The organism is Planctobacterium marinum (genome assembly GCF_036322805.1).
GTDB lineage: Bacteria > Pseudomonadota > Gammaproteobacteria > Enterobacterales > Alteromonadaceae > Planctobacterium > Planctobacterium marinum_A.
On sequence record NZ_AP027272.1, the window covers coordinates 4727160 to 4745578 of the forward strand.

The 18419-nt window shown below is 45.5% G+C and carries 18 protein-coding genes; 8 read left to right on the plus strand and 10 right to left on the minus strand.

The annotated features are described in order from the left end of the window. Positions 1 to 40: 40 nt before the first annotated feature. Both AABA75_RS20740 and AABA75_RS20745 read right to left on the minus strand, forming a co-directional pair. Positions 41 to 391 carry a response regulator transcription factor gene (locus AABA75_RS20740; protein ID WP_338294645.1) on the minus strand — a complete coding sequence of 117 codons (351 nt, stop codon included), beginning with the start codon at positions 389 to 391 and terminating at the stop codon, positions 41 to 43. 108 nt (positions 392 to 499) lie between these two features. Next, entirely contained in the window at positions 500 to 1495 is a 996-nt protein-coding gene (locus tag AABA75_RS20745; RefSeq protein WP_338294646.1) for a hypothetical protein, read from the minus strand. A 170-nt stretch (positions 1496 to 1665) separates the two neighbouring features. Here AABA75_RS20745 and gorA point away from each other — a divergent pair, with 170 nt between their 5' ends. The 4 genes from gorA to AABA75_RS20765 all read left to right on the plus strand — a co-directional run bounded on the left by gorA (position 1666) and on the right by AABA75_RS20765 (position 5382). After that, entirely contained in the window at positions 1666 to 3015 is a 1350-nt protein-coding gene (gene gorA, locus AABA75_RS20750; protein WP_338294647.1) for a glutathione-disulfide reductase, read from the plus strand. A gap of 72 nt (positions 3016 to 3087) precedes the next feature. After that, positions 3088 to 4020, plus strand: a complete 933-nt coding sequence (locus tag AABA75_RS20755; protein ID WP_338294648.1) for a GGDEF domain-containing response regulator — start codon at positions 3088 to 3090, stop codon at positions 4018 to 4020. 174 nt (positions 4021 to 4194) lie between these two features. Beyond that, on the plus strand, positions 4195 to 4959 hold the full coding sequence (locus tag AABA75_RS20760; RefSeq protein WP_338294649.1) for an EAL domain-containing protein: 765 nt from the start codon (positions 4195 to 4197) through the stop codon (positions 4957 to 4959). Between the two features lie 21 nt (positions 4960 to 4980). Beyond that, entirely contained in the window at positions 4981 to 5382 is a 402-nt protein-coding gene (locus tag AABA75_RS20765; RefSeq protein WP_338294650.1) for a response regulator, read from the plus strand. Here the strand turns inward: AABA75_RS20765 and AABA75_RS20770 are convergent. The 3 genes from AABA75_RS20770 to nhaA form a co-directional block, all read right to left on the minus strand. Beyond that, a complete protein-coding gene (locus tag AABA75_RS20770; RefSeq protein ID WP_338294651.1) occupies positions 5379 to 6002 on the minus strand; it encodes a DoxX family protein in 624 nt (207 codons plus the stop codon). The genes AABA75_RS20765 and AABA75_RS20770 overlap by 4 nt on opposite strands. A 186-nt stretch (positions 6003 to 6188) precedes the next feature. Further along, the gene (locus AABA75_RS20775) at positions 6189 to 6686 is read right to left on the minus strand and encodes a hypothetical protein (protein ID WP_338294652.1); all 498 of its coding nucleotides are present in this window, start codon (positions 6684 to 6686) and stop codon (positions 6189 to 6191) included. Further along, positions 6683 to 7879, minus strand: a complete 1197-nt coding sequence (gene nhaA, locus AABA75_RS20780; protein ID WP_338294653.1) for a Na+/H+ antiporter NhaA — start codon at positions 7877 to 7879, stop codon at positions 6683 to 6685. Before nhaA ends, AABA75_RS20775 begins: the two co-directional genes overlap by 4 nt. Positions 7880 to 7998: 119 nt before the next feature. On the opposite strand from nhaA, the gene nhaR reads away from it, so the two are divergent. After that, on the plus strand, positions 7999 to 8904 hold the full coding sequence (gene nhaR / locus AABA75_RS20785) for a transcriptional activator NhaR (protein WP_338294654.1): 906 nt from the start codon (positions 7999 to 8001) through the stop codon (positions 8902 to 8904). Positions 8905 to 8923: 19 nt separating this feature from the next. On the opposite strand, the gene AABA75_RS20790 is transcribed toward nhaR, so the two are convergent. Next, positions 8924 to 9580 carry a methylamine utilization protein gene (locus AABA75_RS20790; protein ID WP_338294655.1) on the minus strand — a complete coding sequence of 219 codons (657 nt, stop codon included), beginning with the start codon at positions 9578 to 9580 and terminating at the stop codon, positions 8924 to 8926. Positions 9581 to 9661: 81 nt separating this feature from the next. Further along, positions 9662 to 10984, minus strand: a complete 1323-nt coding sequence (locus AABA75_RS20795) for a hypothetical protein (protein WP_338294656.1) — start codon at positions 10982 to 10984, stop codon at positions 9662 to 9664. A 134-nt stretch (positions 10985 to 11118) separates the two neighbouring features. Between AABA75_RS20795 and AABA75_RS20800 the strand changes: the two genes are divergently transcribed. The 3 genes from AABA75_RS20800 (at position 11119) to AABA75_RS20810 (ending at position 13346) form a co-directional block, all read left to right on the plus strand. Continuing rightward, a complete protein-coding gene (locus AABA75_RS20800) occupies positions 11119 to 11913 on the plus strand; it encodes a LytTR family DNA-binding domain-containing protein (protein ID WP_338294657.1) in 795 nt (264 codons plus the stop codon). Between the two features lie 3 nt (positions 11914 to 11916). Beyond that, the gene (locus tag AABA75_RS20805) at positions 11917 to 12360 is read left to right on the plus strand and encodes a YaiI/YqxD family protein (RefSeq protein WP_338294658.1); all 444 of its coding nucleotides are present in this window, start codon (positions 11917 to 11919) and stop codon (positions 12358 to 12360) included. Between the two features lie 68 nt (positions 12361 to 12428). After that, a complete protein-coding gene (locus AABA75_RS20810) occupies positions 12429 to 13346 on the plus strand; it encodes a substrate-binding periplasmic protein (RefSeq protein ID WP_338294659.1) in 918 nt (305 codons plus the stop codon). Positions 13347 to 13407: 61 nt separating this feature from the next. On the opposite strand, the gene AABA75_RS20815 is transcribed toward AABA75_RS20810, so the two are convergent. The 3 genes from AABA75_RS20815 to AABA75_RS20825 form a co-directional block, all read right to left on the minus strand. Beyond that, complete coding sequence (locus AABA75_RS20815; protein WP_338294660.1) at positions 13408 to 14619, minus strand: alginate export family protein; 1212 nt, start codon at positions 14617 to 14619, stop codon at positions 13408 to 13410. A 120-nt stretch (positions 14620 to 14739) separates the two neighbouring features. Next, positions 14740 to 15657, minus strand: coding sequence for a uroporphyrinogen-III C-methyltransferase (gene cobA, locus AABA75_RS20820; RefSeq protein ID WP_338294661.1), 918 nt, complete (start codon positions 15655 to 15657; stop codon positions 14740 to 14742). Then, the gene (locus AABA75_RS20825) at positions 15654 to 18410 is read right to left on the minus strand and encodes a molybdopterin-dependent oxidoreductase (RefSeq protein WP_425325609.1); all 2757 of its coding nucleotides are present in this window, start codon (positions 18408 to 18410) and stop codon (positions 15654 to 15656) included. The genes cobA and AABA75_RS20825 overlap by 4 nt, the downstream gene beginning before the upstream one ends. Positions 18411 to 18419: the final 9 nt, after the last annotated feature.

An 18419-nucleotide genomic window follows, 5' to 3' on the forward strand; every position in this document is an offset into this window, starting at 1 on the left:
GTGGCTGAAAATTTATCAAGCGAGAAAGCTTTAAAACTCTCTAGCGTGTTTTAATAAAAGTGACCAACTCGTCTTGAAAATCTGGTTTGCGCAGAAAGCGCACACCAATGCGTTCAACGCGATGTTGTACTTCAGGCTCTTCCTGAGAGGTCAACATGCAGATTCGCGCATTAGGGCAGTTAGTTTTTGCCGCAATGGCGACTATCTCGCCATTGGCACCCGGCATGTTGTAGTCGATAGTAAAAACATCATAGTCACCGCTGTTCAGCATTTTTAGCGCAGCATCACCATCTTCAGCTTCATCGAAGGTGGCGTTTTCTATTTCCTGTTCGATGATGCGTATGATCATTTTTCGGGTTAATGCGCTATCGTCTATCACTAGCACCCGCATACAGCAGCTCCGTATATGCCTCAACTCTTCAGCCCAGGACTTGTTTTGCGAAACAACTTTCTTGATTATTACCTAAAGAGTAGACCTACCTTGCAAATTTCACCAAAATTAAATCACATTGTAGAGTCGTCGCTGATTTTCCTGAATTCGATGCAGCGTTTCAGTTGAAAAAGTTTGGTGCGCCTCTGTGGTTTCTCCAACAAATTGCCCACCATTCTTTGAGTGCGAGGCCAGAACACATTGTAATTTCTCCTGACTCAAAGAGATTTGGTGCTCATTGAGTAAGCGCAGTAAACCTCTTGAAACAAGCGTCTCAAAGTCAAGCTGCACTGCTCTGCCGTTTTTTACCAAGTTCAAACCGCATTGCAAGACCTTTGACAGAACCTGTAACGGATACCTCGAATAATCAAACACATCATTACCCGGCTCTTCCAATCCAAAATACTCTGGCGCAACATACTGCGGCAGCATAAATGCTCCAGAACGTTTTTTATGGGACAGTAAAACTTCGCTTAAGTCTCTGGTTAGTAACCAGGATATATTAATGGAAGTGGCTTTTAGTAAACTTTGCCAATGCAGATTTAACCAGCAGTCCGGTTTAACGAACAACTTTTGTCCTTGCTGCAAAGCTACAAAATTCCACACGTTAAAGAGCGCTTCCAATAATCGTTCTTGCTGCTCTACACCGGGATTATGGCACGCCCATTGCCGCAAAATAAAATCAAGTGGCTGCGGTTCGCTCAATACCAGGCTTTCAGGAGATTCCTTTAAAACGTTGCAAACCAACGTCGAACCACAACGGGATATGTGAAATATACAGGCTTCTGTAGTTAGGTCTTGAGGAATGGTTTGGTGCGCGAAATCCTCGAAAAATTCCGTTGAACTGAAACGTACCACGTCTTTTAGGTCATGCTTGTAGCCCAACTGCCTGATGGAGTCCTGCATAAAAGGTACTTTGAAGTTTAACGCTTCGTATAAGCACCACTTTACGAGAACCTCGTTATTATGCCGCTCTATAATTACCGGCAGCCAGTGGCCCGAACAGGCCTCTGAGAGGGTTATTGCTTGATGCGTAGAGGCATCGTTCCAGAGTTTGTTGCCCATCTGCTTACTCCATTACTTTTTTGACTTCGAACAACCAAAACCCAGAAACAATTTCCGGATAATTCCGTTCTAATGAATTATCTCGAATCACTCAATCGCTAAAGCAGGTTTGCAATTCTATACTAAGAACCCATAACCTATAGCACAGACGAATTATTTGGAAAAATAACATGGCAGATTTTGATTATATTTGTATTGGTGGCGGCAGCGGCGGTATCGCCTCCACCAATCGCGCCGCAATGCACGGCCAAAAAGTAGCGCTCATTGAAGGAAGGCACATTGGTGGTACCTGCGTGAATGTAGGATGCGTACCGAAAAAAGCCATGTGGTATGGCGCCCAAGTGGCAGAAGCGATACATCGTTACGCGCCAGATTATGGTTTTGACCTGACAGTAAATAAATTCGACTGGAAAACACTAGTGAAAAATCGTCAGGCGTACATTGAGCGTATCCATGGCTCGTACGATCGAGTGTTGGGTAACAACAAAATCACCGTGATTAATGGTTATGGCAAGTTGGTAGACAAAAACACCGTTGAAGTCGGTGGTAAACAATTCACAGCAGATCACATTTTGATTGCCACTGGCGGGCGCCCATGGCGTCCGGAAATTCCTGGTGCCGAGTTAGGTATTGATTCCGATGGTTTCTTCGAACTGGATCATTTACCCAAAAGTGCAGCGGTAATAGGTGCGGGATACATCGCAGTGGAATTGGCAGGTGTCTTACACGCTCTGGGCAGTGATACTCATTTAGCGGTGCGCAAGCACGCTCCGTTGCGTAACTTTGACTCTATGCTGAGTGACACCCTCATGGAATTAATGGCTGAAGACGGTCCGGCGGTGCACACCCACTCAATCCCACAGAGTGTTGAGAGGATAAACAACGGTATGCTGAAATTGACATTCACCAATGGTCAATCCCTGGAAGTAGAGCAGGTGATATGGGCGGTGGGTCGTGTACCGGCCACTGACAACTTGGGGCTGGAGAATGCAGGCGTTGAAGTTAACGCAAAAGGTCACATCATTGTAGATGAATACCAAAATACGACAGCGGCTAACGTATACGCTGTAGGCGACAACATTGGTAAAGTAGACTTAACTCCAGTTGCCGTTAAAGCTGGACGCACACTGTCAGAGCGTTTATTCAACGGCAAAACCGATGCCAAAATGGATTACAACACCATCCCAACAGTGGTATTCAGTCATCCACCGATAGGTACTATTGGCTTATCAGAAGAGGAAGCCAAAGAGCAGTACGGTGAACAAAGCGTAAAAGTCTACAACAGCAGCTTTGCAGCCATGTATACCGCTGTTACGCGCAATCGACAGCAAACCAAAATGAAACTGGTGTGCGTAGGACCAGATGAAAAAGTAGTAGGACTGCACGGTATTGGCTTTGCCATGGATGAAATTTTACAAGGCTTCGGCGTTGCCATAAAAATGGGCGCCACTAAAGCCGACTTCGATGCCTGCGTGGCTATTCACCCAACCTCTGGTGAAGAGTATGTAACCATGCGTTAAGCGCAACATTGTGATACAAAGGGCGTGATGGCGCGTAGCTACATCGCGCCTTTTTATATTTCTGGAGTACGATTGAGTAACTGTTCACCTGATAGCCAGGCAAAAGTGTTAATCATTGATGATGACAGCTATTTTCTGGAAATGGCCAGCGAAGCACTGTCGGATATCTGTGATGTGGAGACTTATCGAAATCCACAGAAAGGGTTAAAGCGAGCTATGCAGGATCCTGCGCCGGATCTCATCATCTTGGATGTAATCATGCCCACCATGTCGGGCTATCAAATCTGTCGGGAACTAAAACAAAACACTAAGACCTTTAATATTCCAGTGATTTTTGTTTCCTCCCTGGAGCAGATATCTGAAATTACCCGCTGTTTTGATTTAGGAGCCGTGGATTTCATTGGCAAACCGGTACAAATGCCGTTGTTACTAGCGAAAGTTAAAAATCACTTGATGATGAAATTACAGCGAGATATGTTGGAAGAACTCGCCACCAAAGACCCGCTAACCGGACTAGACAACAAACGCAGTTACGATCAAACCCTGCAAAACGAATGGAAACGCGCCAGTCGGGATAAATCGCCTTTAAGCCTCGTCGTCTGCGATATCGATTTTTTCAAAAAGTACAATGATCATTATGGTCATGGCCAAGGGGACAGCTGCTTAAAGAAAGTAGCGAATAGCATCTATAAAACAGCTAACCGCTCTGCTGACTTGGTAGCCCGTATCGGCGGTGAAGAATTTGCCATTATACTGCCCAATGTTGATAAACAAGGTGCCTGGCGAGTGGCCAATAATGTGCTCGTCAATCTTCGTAACAAACAATTGCCCCACGCCAAATCTGAGATTCACAAATACGTCACCTTAAGTGTCGGCGTCGCAACGGTGATGCCAGATTATAAAGAGTCTCCAGAATTGCTATTTGAGGCGGCAGATGCTGCTATGTATGACGCTAAACAAAATGGACGCAATAGAGTGATTGCCCATCAAGAAAGTGATGAATAAAAACATCTACTACATATTCTGAATCTTTTTCCATTGTCATTTTCATCTCTACGACTAAAGTCGTAGATACTTACTACTTTAGTCTAATCGAAGTGTAAACAGATTGTTTCTATCGGTTGTTAACCACTATTTTACGCTATGAAATATTGATTAATACCTGATGGAGAGACACAAATGCAATTTAGCGGTACGCCTGCAATTAATATTCAAGGTAGTGGTTCTTGTCCAGCCAACGCGTCTCTTCAGGTGACTTTCCAGCCTATTTTAAATATGGAAACTCAACAGGTTTCAGGAGCCGAGGTCCTGCTGAGAGTGCACAATGATCAGCAATTAATGTCTACCTCAGACTATCTCTCCAGTGCCACGACTTCCGGTAATATTGTGGAGTTAGATCGCTGGGTAATAGAAGAAAGCATGCAAGTCTATGGACAATGGTCAGAGAAATATCATCATGCTATTTTCCTCAGTATCAACATCTCTGAAACCACATTGACTCGTCCCGATTTTCCGGGATTTCTCCAGCACTGTTTATTGCAATATCTATTTTATGCCGAATTTCTGGTGTTGGAGATTGATTACCAAAGCCTCAAAAATGTCGAATGCCAATCCAACATTCAGGCCATAAGAGACCTGGGTATTCAAATTTCAATTGATAAGGTTGATACACCAGAACACCTCACTCAGCTCTACCAGGATAAGCAATACAGCTGGTGTAAGCTGCAGTCAGAGGCACTTAACTATCTGCGCAACCCCGTCTTTATATCAGAGATGATAAAACAGATGGAAAATAATTTTGTCAGCACCATCGCCACCAATATCGAAAACAGCGATCAACTGGAACTATGCACCCAACTTGGTCTGCGTTATTTTCAGGGGTATTTAGGTTCCAAACCCCTGTGCGGAGAAGAGTTCGAAAGCTGGTTTCTGGCTTCCGCCTGACTGAAATTCTCGGGGATAAACATGAGCCTGAGTAAAATCAAAATATTAGTGGTGGATGATGAGCCGCTTACACTTGAACTAATGAAGCATAGCCTTGAAGCCTGCGGTAAATTTTCGGTGACAACACGCACTCGCTGTCATGAAGCGTTAAAGCTGCTCACTCGCTTTCCAGACAGTTTTGACATTATTTTAAGTGACTGGAACGTGCCTGGTTTAAGTGGTCTGGATTTTTTAAGGCGCGCCAGGGAAATATCACCTGAAGTGCCGTTTATTATGGTGACGGGCAACAGTGATAAAACCCATGTCGTAGAAGCGATTTCCGAAGGTATCAGCGGCTATGTGGTAAAACCCTTTCGACAACAAGGTCTATTGGAAAAAGTCGGTGACGTATGGTGCCGCCACCAGTTTTCCGAGAAAATTTAATTACTTATCTTTTCAGCAAAGCGTCTTTGTAGCCAATAGTCCACACTTACATATTTCCCACCACCGATGAAAAACAAAGTCAGCAGCATAATGAAGTAGGTGGCGGCAAATTCTACACCATTGTTCAAAATGACAAAGTTGCCACTGGAAGTCAGCCAATCGTAGTGGCCATGCTCTTGCAGCAACGACTTGGCAGCAGCGAGCTTTTCTGGTGCTTCCATTATGGCAGGATTGCTCAGTATGGTGCCATCAGCCAGCCAACTGCTGGCATCTGCAATAGCCAGCCAACCGTTTTCCAGGTGCACCGTTACCGCCGCCACCAGCATGGTTATCATTAAAGGAATAGCTACAAGTCGAGTAGCCAGGCCCAGCAACAGTAAAATAGCACCGAAAAACTCTGCGCCTACCGCTAATGCCGCCATTAATGCCGGCATAGGAAGCCCCAAGCCCCAATCGGCATTGCCAAACCAGGCGACAGTATCCTGCCAATGATTCATTTTATTCCAGCCAGCTTGCATCAGCACGGGTGCCAGATATAAACGCAATAATAAAGGAGCGATGAAATCTGCAGCTCTGGTTTTGTCCAGTGATGCAAATCCCTTGGTGATTATTTGATTCATGGTAGCCTCATTTTCTCGTGTCTGACACTAAGTACAGACATACAGTATAGAAGTCAGGTAGACATCTATAGTTATCAAACTTTATAAGATATTGGCTTATGAAGACCTGAGATAGTGCAACCTTATTGCAATAAGACAGAAATAAAAAAGGCTCCTCGTAGAAGCCTTCGACACTATTTTAAGTTTTTACTTACGGTCCACAGACACTTGGGTGCTGTCTTTACAGGGGTAGCTCTGCTTTAACAGAGCATACAGGTGCTCAGATAGTGGATTGCCGGGAATTTCGTCCGCCGCCTTGAAATTATCCTGAACACTTTTTAATAAATGTAACACCACCTCGTGGGTGACATTGTCGTCCGGCAAACAAAATCCTGCATACAAGGTGGCCGGTGTTTTTGTCCGTTCCATACCCACTCGGGTTCGATAGGCCCTATTTTCATAGCTGGACTTAAACGCACTCTTGTCCACCTGCTCCATTATCACGGTATCGGTGATCACTGCGCCTTGCAAAAAACCGCGAATGTATTGATAGCAACTGGTAATAAATACGGTGCTCGACTTGGTATTCGTCTCAGCACACATTTGGTTCATATCCTTGTAAAACTCTTCTTCAGATTTAGCCTGAGCACTAACAGTAAACGTTGCAGTCGCCAGTAACAGAACAACATTGATTAACTTGTTCATACTGTTTCCCCTACAACCTCTTCTTTACTCTCAGGTTTCGACTTCATAATCACAATTGCACCGACGATAGCAGACAATAACGAGCCCATCAAAACCCCAACTTTTACACTTAACTGGTAACCCATACCTTGTTCCTCAAAGGCTAATGAACCAATGAACAAACTCATAGTAAAGCCTACACCACATAACAGGCTTACACCGTATAATTGCAACCAGTTTGCGCCTGTGGGCATTTTTGCCAGACCAGATTTAATCACTAAAACGCAGGTACCGAAAATACCGATTTGTTTACCAATAAACAGACCTGCTGCAATACCCAAAGTAATCGGATTGAATAGATCTTCCATGGTCGCGCCAACAATTTGAACACCAGCATTAGCAAAGGCGAAGATGGGTAATACCATAAAAGATACCCATGGATGCAGTGCGTGTTCGATGTGAGGTAACAATGGGTGACCATCCGGGTTTTTAACTTTAAGCGGGATGAACCAAGCCAAAGCAAAACCAGCAAGCGTGGCGTGCACTCCTGATTTTAGAACGGCTGCCCACACGACAACGCCCACTAACAAATAAGCCGCTTGATAACGCACATTGAATCGGTTTAACACACCCAAGATGGCCAATCCAATCGTACCTATTATCAGGGACGTAATAGACAAATCTTGAGAGTAAAACAAAGCAATGATAACAATCGCACCGATGTCATCGAAGATAGCCACACTGAGTAAGAAAAGTTTTAAAGATAAGGGCAAGCCTTTACCAAACAGGATAAAGATACCCAGCGCAAAAGCAATGTCGGTTGCTGCGGGAATGGCCCAGCCATTGATGGCAATGGGGTCAGTACTGTTAAACCAATAATAAAAAACAGCAGGAACCGCAATTCCAGCAACTGCAGCAAACGCTGGCAGTGTTATCTGTTCTACCGAGCGAAGATGTCCGGCCAGTACCTCGCGTTTTATTTCGAGACCGATTAAGAAAAAGAAAATCGCCATCAGGCCATCGTTTATCCACAGCAGCAAAGGCTTAGCTATTTCGAAAGCGCCGAATTTAAATACCACGGGTATTTCGAGAAAACCATTATACAGGCTGTGTAGCGGGGTGTTGGCCATAATCATGGCTAACACTGCAGCAGCGACCAACAAAACACCGCCAGCAGCGTCGTGTTTAAAAATTTCTCTAATTCTGTAAGTCATCCCCTATCCCTCAACAAGTTTATTTTAAAAACGATCTTTTATTTCGTTTAAATCGTATCTAATATACTTTTACTCAGTTATTATCTGATTAGATCAACTTTAAGGGTTGTGCCGAAACTATGCAACAGTTGAATTACCACCACCTATATTATTTTTATGTTACAGCACGAGAAGGCAGCATCATGCGTGCTGCGGAGCTTATGCACCTCACCCCACAAACCGTGAGTGGGCAGATTGCCACCTTCGAAGATTATCTGGGCAAAAAACTGTTTGATCGCAAGGGCAAGCGATTAATCCTGAATCAACAGGGTCAGTTCGTATACAGCTATGCAGAAGACATCTTCAGTTTAGGCACCGAGCTTCTGCAAAACCTGAAACAAAAAGACTCCGGCCATCACCTGCAATTCACTATCGGCGTAACCGATATTATTCCAAAAGTATTGGCCTTTGATCTATTCCGTACCTGTTTAGATTACGACGATAACCTTAAATTGGTTTGCAAAGAGGGTGATTTAAGTAATTTGCTGGCAGAAATGGCTATCAATAAGGTTGACCTGATATTCTCTGACCAGCCTTTACCTCCTGGAGGTAACGTCAAAGCTTATAACCATTATGTGGGCGAAACCGGTATGGCATTTTTCGCTGACCCATCCATTGCAGAACCATTAAAAAGCGGCTTCCCTTTGTCGCTACATCAGCAGCCTTTTCTGTTACCCGGTGAAAAGTCCACGCAATGTGTTGAGCTGAATGCCTGGTTCGATCGATTAGCCATTGTTCCAGATGTAGTGGCAGAATTCGAAGACAGCGCACTAATGAAACTCTTTGGACAAAGTGGTTATGGTGTTTTTTGTGCCCCAATTCCTATTGCTAATCACGTTACCAAACAATATGGCGTGGAAGTGGTCGGCACCACTACCGATATAACTGAAGATTTCTATTTGATTTCTCCAGAACGGAAACTCAAACACCCGGCAGCGCTACACTTGTTTGAGTTTGCCAATAAACTCATTAATCCCGAAAAATAAACAAGACCAGAGAATGAATTTATTCGTAATCGTCGAAATCTAAATCAAAATCAGAGTCTTCAGCTTCTGCTACATTCGTCGGTAACGTTACGGCAGCAGAATCAGACACGGTCATTTTTGCAGTGTAGCTATGACTATCATTCTCCATCCTGGGATGCCACACAGTTACCTCGTATTCACCTGCAGGGGCACTGGCAATAGTCAATTTCCCTTGTTCATCAGTCATGCCAAAATAAGGTGTTTCGGTAATATAAATGTACCCCAACATCCAGTCGTGAACATTGCATCCCAATTCAACTATTCCAGTTTTATCGAAGGTCACAGGGGTGCTGGCGGTGCCCTCATACAGTTCTTGCTCGAAGGTTTTTACTGATGAGAAAGAATAAATGTGATGCTTAATATCATCATAATTGGGGAAGTTAACGGTAGAGCCTTTTTGCACCACTAAGACATGGGGATCAAATTGACGATCCCTTTGGCCCATTTCCGCCATACTTTTATTCTCTCCGCTAATACTGTCGCCTTCGAGCAACACCACTACACCTGCTGCAGGCTCACCGCTTTTTTGTTTTACTTCCAGTGTAATCGCATTACTTTGTGTGACCAGTATTGTACTGGCACCAAAGATCAAAGATTGCAACGAGCCGCGCAACCGGCGAGATTGGGTTAAATGCATGTGAGCCTTCTCAAAACAAATTTGCTTAATGTTTATTAAGGCAAATTACCCACATAAATACCAGTGCGCTAGAAAATTTTTTTATTCCTGGTTAAGTGTTTGTGCCCAGTCTACAAGTTGTTGAGGGAGTGACTCCTGCCACTTTCCGGGTTTGCCTTGAAACGAGTCCAGCGCGGTCGCGTGAAAAGTATCCCAGTGATCCAGGCCCGGCACTTTTATCACCTCAAAATCCGGATGCTGGTTGGCAATGAGCACCTGCTCAATCATATCGATGTCGTATTCCGACATAATCCAATCATTCAAACCATAGCGAATACGCACTGGTGCTTTGAGTTTTCCCCACTCACCGGCAAAATTAAAATCTTGCATTTGGTGATAAAAACTTACTGGCCGACCGTACATGTGGGCTGGACTGTGATAATTGTATTCCGCCAGTAAGGGATTTTGCTCAATCACCTGCTGATAGCTTTTCTTTTCGACTAACATGCCATAGTACAATGGAATATAAGCGCGGTTGATTTTGTCATTGACGGTGGCTTGATCGTCGCCTTTCATGGTGAGGATACGGCGTTCAATTTCCAACATGTGCTCAAACCATGAACGGAAAAAGGTACCGTCAGATATAGCCCCGTTTAGTTGGTACTTATTAACCAAATAAGGCGCCAAAGCACTGCCCATGCTGCTGCCGTAAACAATAATGCGGTTGCGGTCAACGCGCTCATCCGCCATCAGGGTTTGCAGCGCCACTTCGTAACCATTGAGTTCAGTATTAAAATCGGTTTCAGAGCAACGACCTTCGCTATCGCCAACGCCGGGCTTTTCCACGCGCATCACCAACATATCAGAGTTGCGCACCAGATATTGCAGGGAACGAATAAAATTAGACTGACGACCCGGCGTATATTCAATGCTGGAGCAACTTAAGCCGCCAACCACAAAAATAGCGGGCTGCGGCTGTCCTTTTTCGGGATAAGTCATTATCGTGCGTTGACGGAGATTATAGTCGGAAACAATGGTGCCGTATTCCGTGGTTAAATTATCGTATTCCTCTTTAGCAACGGCTTCAAAAACCACCGTTTTTGTTACTACTGTAGTCCCTCGGCGAAGTGTGAGTTTAGTGCCAGTGTCTGCACGCAAACCATAGATGATATCCCACCACTGATCACCATTGCGAATGACCTCATCATCTACAGCTAATAATACGTCTCCGGGTAACACCCCTGCCGTTTGTAGAACTGACTGTGGTTCAATTGTCACAATTTCCCGGCCAACGGGCTGAACCGTCTTAAAGGTCGCGTGCCACTTAGCTCGCCTTGGCTCTCCATCCATGGCCTGTATTGCCTGGCTTGTCATTAAAAAAGATAAACCCCATAACCAACCCCAAAATGCTGTTTTAGACATCATTAATATTTCCTTACCAGTAAGCGCGAACTGCGCTTGTGAGTGTTTGATTGCAGCTTCATACTAGACAGCAGAAGCGTTTTTTTGGGTGGTTTTATGCCAACTCCGGAGTTTATGATGTTAAAACAAGGAAAGTCATGATGGCGATTTGGAACTGGTCGCCGAATTATAGTGGTTGTTACCTGTTTGGCTCCCGCGTTTTTACCCACACGCTATTTTGGGTGGGCTATTATGTGTTGTTTAGCTTTATCTGGGCAAAACCGGAACAAGGACTCTTCGCTTCTTTTTACCTTGAGTTTATCCTCATGCCAGTGCGAATTATGGCGGCGTATTGCATGTTGTACCTGTTGATACCGAGTTACCTGGTTGAACGCCGATATCGGCACTTTTTTGGCGGCTATGGATTGCTTATCGCTGTGTCTGGATTTCTGCAATTGTGCTTTGGATACTTCTTTTACGAAACCTTACTGCCCGGTACCAATAGCGGTTTTGGCTTTAATCTGGCAGGCTGGGTAAGAAACTGTATATTAATCAACACCACAGTACTGTTATTAGGTACTGCCAAAGTGTTTATTTTATATATGGGATTATTAGAAAAACAAAGCCACGCTGGCAAGCAACAACAAAACACTCAAGACTTTATTCTGGTTAAATCAGAAAGGCGCACCTGCAAGCTATTTTTCGCCGATATCCTGTATGTGGAAGGGCTGGGCAATTACGTGACTTATCACCTGGTCAATGGAGAGAAACGAATTGTCTACAGTTCTTTAAAAGAGACTCAAGAAAGCCTGCCAGAGCAATTTTTAAGATTACATCGCTCTTACCTCATCAACAGAAATGCCATAGAATCCTTCAATAATGAAGAAGTGTTAGTTGCCGGAAATGCGCTACCACGAGGCAAAGACATTCAAGATGCAGAATTGGTAATTTAAACAATGAAAATTTGGGTAGATGCGGACGCTTGTCCGGTGGTTGTAAAAGAAATACTGTGTAAGGCCGCAGAGCGCACTAAAACTCCCTGTTATTTTGTGGCTAATCGCTATACAAAACTGCCGGGGTCTGAATATTTACACTCTGTAGTAGTGGAAAAAGGCTTTGATATAGCAGACCATCGTATTGTTAACGACTGTGCAGCCAAAGACTTGGTCATCACTTCGGATATTCCACTGGCTTCAGAAGTGATTGATAAAAAAGCACGGGCACTCAACCCTCGGGGGGAGTTATATACGCCAGATAACATACGGCAGCGCCTGAACATGCGTGATTTTATGGATACTATGCGCGCCAGTGGAGAACAAACAGGGAAAACCGCTGCCTATTCGCAAAAAGATAAACAAGCTTTTGCCAATCAACTGGATCGTATTCTGGCGCAAAAATAAAACAACACACTCTTAAATTTTTCCTTTGTGCTTTTTTTGACACAGCAATGTCATCAGCGCATTATTAAATGAAGCAAATATTAGTATTTGGGAAGCCCCTTAAATCCGTTGCTATGGTGCGTATTCTATTGAGCAAATTAAATCTCGGCACTCTTTGCCAGATAAAAGCGCTGCGCTGTTTACTTATCAGCGCGATGCTTTTTGCTGCTCCGTTGCAAGCAGAAAACTCCCAAGATAGCGATAGTACAGGTGCTGATGATTCCGTTATCAATGTACGCTTCTGTATACCCAACGCAGATGTTTATCCATTTTTCATGTTTGATGACCGGGCTATAACGGGTATTAACCCCGATATCATCCGGGCAGCTTTTAGTCAAAAACCGTTACAGCAAGCCAGACTAGAACTTATTCCAAGGCCCTGGAAACGCTGTAATAAAGAACTGTCCTCGGGTGAAATAGATATGGTCATCGGTTCATTCAGTAAAGAACGTGATGATGCCGGCGTTTATCCCAATGAGTTGGGTTATGCATTGGAAGATATGGTGGTATCAACAGCCGATGTTTGTTTTATCAGTTTGCCCGGTGTACAACTACAAAAAACCCAGGCAGGTATACACGGCCATGCCGAGTTTTTAGTGGGCATAGAGGCTGGGTTTTCACAATCCCATGGTCCTGATATTTCCCCAACCTGGGTTGTGATGTACAACCATCTGGAAAAGTACCGCCTGCTAAAAATGGGACGTGTGGATGCTATCGTACAGGTATGCTCAATGGACAACTTCCCCATTGATACCAAGGCCGAAGCTTCCGGTTATAAAGACTTCATCACCTTGCAGCCGCCTTATCAATCCAACCCAGCTTATGTGATCTTTAGCCAGCAGTTTGCCGCACAGCAGCCACTTCTTGCGAGAAAGATTCTACAAGAAACGCAAAAAATCGATAAACAGAAGATTTACGCCCGCTATCATTCCTCAGCAGTAAAATAATAATACCGGGCAAATAAAAAAGCACGCTTAAACAGCGCGCCTTGCTCTTCTCTACAGTGTATTAATACTTAGCCAGCAACTGTATCCAAACTTTATCGGTATCTGTGGCGTGAGTATCAGCATCGTAACTGGCGTATTTGGCAGTCAGTTTGTAGTGTTTGGCGAAGCCATAATTGGCTACCAATCCCAGCTCACTACCCAGGTCCGCACTGCCTTCATCGGCATCAAACTGGTGATAGATAGCTGCTACTGAAACACCGCCGAGTTTAGTAGCCACTTTAAACCAGGTATCTTCAATACCTGTGCCGGGCGTACCGAGGAATTTATCCGTCCAGCCCTGAAACTTATGCAAGGTAGCCAGCGGCGTCTGAAAACCTTTGCCATTATCCGCACCGAGTACCTCAATGCCTGCCGCAAGAGTAACTCCAGCTACTTTAACGCTGCCATCAATAGCGTAATAATCAGTAGAATAATCAACAGGATTGTCACCCGTATCCTTTTGGCTGGCGTAACTTAAATGCAAGCCGTAGCCAATGTCACCTGATTTGCCACTGAAGTTATAGTCAAAGCCCGCAGTGCTATTAGACAGTGCCAGGGCATCGTCAAAATCCATACTGTAGTAAAAGCCCGCAATTTTGTGACCTTTCGCAGGTTGATAAACGGCGTTAAACATATGCAAATCGACATCCAGGTCGCCATTGGGGTTTTTCGAACCAAAAATTCGATTCACCCGGTAAGAGTAGGCATAGTCCAACGTAAAATTTTCAGCCACCTCTGATTCAAAACGTACACCATCGAAGGTTTGCTCGTTTTGACGCCAGGCCACGCCCCCCAAGAAACGCTGGTTGTTGTGATTGATGCGCTGACGACCAAAGGTAGTAGCGGTGCCACTTTGAGAGGTATATTTTAAATAAGACTGATTGAGGTCCGAACCCGAAGGGTCTGCCACTACTGGATAAGTGGTGTTGCCATTAATAGTATTGTTGTAATCCTTGTCCAGTAGCTCTGTGACATAATCAAATTCCACTACTGCTTGCCAGCCATTGTATTTTGCGGTGCTGGCAGTCAAGCGTCCCAACAGGGTGTTAGCGCTGGCATCTTCATCCAGTCCGTCCTGATCGACGCCTTCGTAACGATAACGCAGCATGGTTTTCACGCTACTTTCTGTAATAGCTTCAGCTACTGAGCTGACACCTGAATCGCTAGCTTGCACCAGTACCGGAGTACAAGCCAAACCAACCGCGATAGATAATAATTTCAAATGAGTACGCATTGTGTGTTCCTCTTGCTAGAGCTTGTTGCTCAGGTTGTGTGTTGTTGTGGCTAGCAAGCAATCATCCGGACTGCCGTTTGGCCTGGGTGTTTTGTCGGGAACGTTTTTGCGTTTAATAAATTAACTGAAGAGACTGGCCTCCTTATGGAGCAAATTGAGATTCACTGGCCAAGGGACTTCGGTGACTCTGCCCACTACCAATAGCGCAGGCCCTTCAATATCATGTTGCGATAGCTTATGCGCAATAGAATCCAGTTGTCCGTGAATCACCTTTTGAGTTTGTTGCGTGGCCTGGTCTACGATAGCGCAAGGCATATCCGCGGCCATGCCGTGACTCATCAAACGCTGGGCTATGACAGCGATACGCTTTAATCCCATATAAAAAACTAAGGTATCTTGGGTTTTATGGCTGGTGTTTTGCGCCACCATACCTGACCAGTCCGGCTCCTCTTCAGGATTTTTTAGCGTTGCAGTAATAAAGCGCACACTTTGTGCGTAGCGGCGATCGGTTAATGGCATACCAGAGTACGCCGACATGCCGGAAGCAGCGGTAATACCCGGCACAATAGCAAAAGGAATTTCGGCCAGTTGCAACGCTTCACATTCTTCGCTCACCCGACCAAATACCGATGGGTCTCCGCCTTTCAGGCGCACCACTTTGCGCCCCAACCGAGCGTGTTCCACCATCAAATTACATATGGTTTGTTGTTCAAAAGAGTGCTGCCCGCAGCGTTTACCCACAAACTGACGAATGGCACATGCCGGGATAAGGCGTAATAGCTCTTCAGACACCAGCCAATCGAACAACACCACATCTGCAGTTTGTAACAGGCGATAAGCTTTGAGTGTCAGTAATTCTGGATCCCCTGGTCCAGCGCCCACGATAAAGACTTCGCCTTTTCCTGAGGGCCGTTTATAGACTTGGGAATCGTTGTGTTGAGTACCTCGGTGCCACCACTTTTTAAGAGACCAACCCGATTGACTGTTGCGTAATTGCACTTTATCAAGCGCAGTTTGAATGGCGGTAGCAAAACTCATATCACCTCCTGAGCCAACTCAAGCGAAGGCATTATATTCAGACCTAATTCTGAGTCATGTTGTTTAATTAATGTGCCCAATTCCGATTTACAGGAGCCGCAATTTGTACCGCATTGTAATTGTTCGCCCAGTTGCGCAACAGTGTTTACACCAGCAGCAATAGCGTCGGTTATGGTTTTTTCTCTGACCTTGAAACAGCTACATACCAGTTTACCTTGCTGATATTCCGCAGATGTCTGATTCTTCAATACATCCACCAGTGCCTCATCGCTATACTCCTGCTGCATAAGCAAATGTTCGAACCAGGCAGAATTGTGATTGAGTGGCTGAGCTACATGCCAAAGCAGTATTTGCAGCTGTTTTTTATCATTCAATAGCAGGTAACCAGTTTTATCCGGTTGTTGTAGCCTAAGTTGCTGATGTTCCACGTGAATCAATGTTTTTAACCATTGCTGCTGAGTTTCATCGAATTTATCGAATGCCATTTGGTAACAGACTCCATCCTGTAGCACATGTTTGTGCCAATAGGCCTGGGTATGTGAAAGAGCCCCTAACTCGATGTCTTCTCGACTGACAATGCTCACCCATTGCGCTACATGCCATGGCTCAATCGCCACCGCAGCGGCTTTGAGTTCTGGCTGGCCAGAAATCGGGTCGCCCACCGCCGCCACTAAACGGTTAACATTGGCATGGGATGCATATTCTCGATTCCAGTGCATCGGCGCAAACAGTTCACCTCGGCGCTGTTTTTTGTCGAGCACGGCGGTTAACAAACAAAACGCCTCATTACCTTGCTCACTTTGATGTTTACCCCGCAGTTTCACCAACTGCCCGTCCTTAATAAGATACTTTCTGGCATCTTTGGGGTGTATATGCAGCCCGGGTTTGTCGATGTGTTGACTTAACTGCGCCACTTTCCCGGTGCGAGTCATGGTGTGCCACTGATCCCGAATACGTCCGGTATTTAAAATCAGAGGGAAAGCATCATCAGTTTGCTGCTGCGGTAATTCAGGTTTGATGGCAATGAACTGCGCTTTACCACTGGCAGTGTAAAAGCGACCATCAGTAAAAAGGCGTTTCGTTCCTTCGGGACTAAATTGGGTAATGGGCCATTGAATGGGTGCCAAGTTGTCGTACTGGCGCAGTGACAAGTGGCCCAGCCCTGAAATATCAAAATCACGACGGCCATTGTTTTCAAAACCAGAAAGCGCAGCATGTTCGTTGAAAATGTCGCAACTGGACTGAAAGTCAAAACCACTGAAGCCCATCTGTTTTGCCACGTCACAAATAATCTGCCAGTCGTGACGGGCTTCGCCTGCGGGGGCCAACAATCCTCGTTGTCTGGAGATACGACGCTCTGAATTGGTCACAGTACCATTTTTCTCAGACCAGCCAGTGGCGGGTAAACACACATCAGCAAAAGATAAAGTGTCATTACTGGCCGCACAGTCAGAGACTACCACCATGTCACATTGTTTAAGGGCCGCCGCAACGGTATCTTTATCCGGCATACTCACGATGGGATTAGTGGCCATGATCCACACGGCTTTCACTTTGCCTTGGTGAATCTGGTCAAATAAATCGATGGCTTTCAATCCCGGCTTATTCGCGATAGTGGGGGATTGCCAAAAACTTTGCACCAATGCACGGTGGGCGGGGTTTTCGATATCCATGTGGGCGGCCAGCATATTTGCCAGCCCGCCAACTTCGCGGCCCCCCATGGCATTGGGTTGTCCGGTAATAGAGAAAGGCCCGCAACCCGGTTTACCGATTTTTCCCGTGGCCAGATGACAATTGATAATGGCATTGGACTTATCCACACCACTAGTGGATTGGTTAACGCCCATGGAATAAAACGTCACGCTGCGGCGAGCGTGCATGAACCACTGATAAAATTGCCGCAATTGCGCTGCAGGCACATCGCTAAATTCACTGACTCGCTCTAAACACCATTGTACGGCTTCTTCCAGGCAAGGCACAAAACCTTCAGTGTGGCGCTGGATGAAATCCGTATCCAGGGCATTTTGGCTGTCTAGATAATGCAGCAATCCATTAAAGATAGCGGCATCTGAGCCCGGTTTGATGGCCAGGTGCAAATCGGCTAAATCGCAGGTAGCAGTTTGACGAGGGTCAATCACCACCACTTTTAAAGCCGGGTTTATTTGCTTAGCCCGCTCAATGCGCTGATATAACACCGGGTGCGTCCAGGCGGCATTACTGCCGGTAAACACCAATAATTGGGTTTGCTCCAGATCTTCATAACAACAGGGTACGGCATCAGCACCAAAAGCGCGTTTGTAGCCTGCCACAGCTGAAGACATGCACAACCGGGAGTTGGTATCGATATTGCCGCTGCCGATGTAACCTTTCATGAGTTTATTAGCAACGTAATAATCTTCCGTCAGAAGTTGCCCTGACACATAAAAAGCCACTGCATCGGGGCCATGCTCAGCAATGATGTCTGTGAATCGACTGGCCACTGTGGCAATCGCCTTATCCCAACTTACTTTTTCACCTTTAATGCTGGGATATAACATGCGATTGTTCAGGGTGTTGCTCTCGGCCAGCTTACTGCCTTTAACGCACAAGCGACCAAAATTAGCCGGGTGCTCTGGCGTACCACTGACACTGATGAGTTGCTGAAACAGCTTACCCGATTCGTCACTGGCCACCGACAACTGAGCATCAACGCCGCAACCTACCCCGCAATAGGGGCAGGTTGTGCGGCGCAGGTTGGGAAAGGACTCCAGCATGGTTGCATT

Coding starts and splice junctions, on each gene's coding strand:
- AABA75_RS20790 (WP_338294655.1), bottom strand. CDS start 9,580: ATGCATTTAACCCAATCTCGCCGGTTGCGCGGCTCGTTGCAATCTTTG.
- AABA75_RS20815 (WP_338294660.1), bottom strand. CDS start 14,619: ATGCGTACTCATTTGAAATTATTATCTATCGCGGTTGGTTTGGCTTGT.
- AABA75_RS20825 (WP_425325609.1), bottom strand. CDS start 18,410: ATGCTGGAGTCCTTTCCCAACCTGCGCCGCACAACCTGCCCCTATTGC.
- AABA75_RS20745 (WP_338294646.1), bottom strand. CDS start 1,495: ATGGGCAACAAACTCTGGAACGATGCCTCTACGCATCAAGCAATAACC.
- AABA75_RS20810 (WP_338294659.1), top strand. CDS start 12,429: ATGAAGCAAATATTAGTATTTGGGAAGCCCCTTAAATCCGTTGCTATG.
- AABA75_RS20760 (WP_338294649.1), top strand. CDS start 4,195: ATGCAATTTAGCGGTACGCCTGCAATTAATATTCAAGGTAGTGGTTCT.
- AABA75_RS20795 (WP_338294656.1), bottom strand. CDS start 10,984: ATGATGTCTAAAACAGCATTTTGGGGTTGGTTATGGGGTTTATCTTTT.
- cobA (WP_338294661.1), bottom strand. CDS start 15,657: ATGAGTTTTGCTACCGCCATTCAAACTGCGCTTGATAAAGTGCAATTA.
- AABA75_RS20765 (WP_338294650.1), top strand. CDS start 4,981: ATGAGCCTGAGTAAAATCAAAATATTAGTGGTGGATGATGAGCCGCTT.
- gorA (WP_338294647.1), top strand. CDS start 1,666: ATGGCAGATTTTGATTATATTTGTATTGGTGGCGGCAGCGGCGGTATC.
- AABA75_RS20805 (WP_338294658.1), top strand. CDS start 11,917: ATGAAAATTTGGGTAGATGCGGACGCTTGTCCGGTGGTTGTAAAAGAA.
- nhaA (WP_338294653.1), bottom strand. CDS start 7,879: ATGACTTACAGAATTAGAGAAATTTTTAAACACGACGCTGCTGGCGGT.
- AABA75_RS20740 (WP_338294645.1), bottom strand. CDS start 391: ATGCGGGTGCTAGTGATAGACGATAGCGCATTAACCCGAAAAATGATC.
- nhaR (WP_338294654.1), top strand. CDS start 7,999: ATGCAACAGTTGAATTACCACCACCTATATTATTTTTATGTTACAGCA.
- AABA75_RS20775 (WP_338294652.1), bottom strand. CDS start 6,686: ATGAACAAGTTAATCAATGTTGTTCTGTTACTGGCGACTGCAACGTTT.
- AABA75_RS20770 (WP_338294651.1), bottom strand. CDS start 6,002: ATGAATCAAATAATCACCAAGGGATTTGCATCACTGGACAAAACCAGA.
- AABA75_RS20800 (WP_338294657.1), top strand. CDS start 11,119: ATGATGGCGATTTGGAACTGGTCGCCGAATTATAGTGGTTGTTACCTG.